Source organism: Candidatus Hakubella thermalkaliphila (genome assembly GCF_013281975.1).
GTDB lineage: Bacteria > Actinomycetota > Humimicrobiia > Hakubellales > Hakubellaceae > Hakubella > Hakubella thermalkaliphila.
Genome location: NZ_BLRZ01000402.1, coordinates 1 through 736, shown reverse-complemented (window position 1 = coordinate 736; position 736 = coordinate 1). Strand labels below are relative to the sequence as shown.

2 protein-coding genes are annotated in these 736 nt (G+C 45.2%); both read right to left on the bottom strand.

All coding sequences use genetic code 11. The features are described 5' to 3' along the window. Positions 1–225, bottom strand: a 225-nt coding sequence (locus HW443_RS13135; RefSeq protein ID WP_219857271.1) for a hypothetical protein, incomplete at its 3' end; no start/stop codon positions are given. 27 nt (positions 226–252) lie between these two features. Continuing rightward, the coding region (nadE, locus tag HW443_RS12420) for an NAD(+) synthase (protein WP_176238362.1) at positions 253–736 on the bottom strand (484 nt) is incomplete at its 5' end.

Below are 736 nucleotides of genomic sequence, written 5' to 3'. Positions count from 1 at the left end.
ATAGCCGATTAGCGCCGCGCTCACAAAGCCATCAGCAAAACCATAAAGCAGCCCAAGAAAACTTCCCAGCGGAGTTATGGTGTAACCCGGATATATCGATTGCGCAAGAACTTCCAGAAAAAGCCTGCCGTAGCCTGTGTAATAGGAAATCCATGTTGGTATAAATAGCAAAACGCCCCAGACTGATCCAAGCGCAACTCCGAGTGCAACCGGTCTTAATTTCATATACACCTCAATTTTTTACCCCCTATCCTAATATCTCCGATACTTATTTGTTATCGGAAACCGCCTGTCTTTGCCAAATGCCCGCGGCGTTATTTTTATTCCTGGAGGAGACTGCCTTCTTTTATATTCGCTTCTGTCTATCATCTCTATAGTCTTCCTTGTGCACTCAATCTCACACCCTGAGGATAATATATCCTCAAAACTTTTGTCATCTTCTATATATGCCTTGAGTATAGGGTCAAGCACAGGATACGGAGGCAGAGAGTCTGTGTCCTTCTGATCAGGCCTCAGCTCTGCAGAAGGCTCTTTCCAGAGAACCCTATCGGGTATCACTGCCCTGCCCTCTTCAGAGTTTTTCCATTTGCAAAGTTCATATGCAAGGGTCTTGGGCACGTCTTTTATAACTGCAAAACCTCCTGCCATGTCTCCATAAAGTGTAGCATATCCTACGCTCATCTCACACTTATTCCCTGTTGTCAGAACAACCCATCCGAATTTATTGGAGACTGCC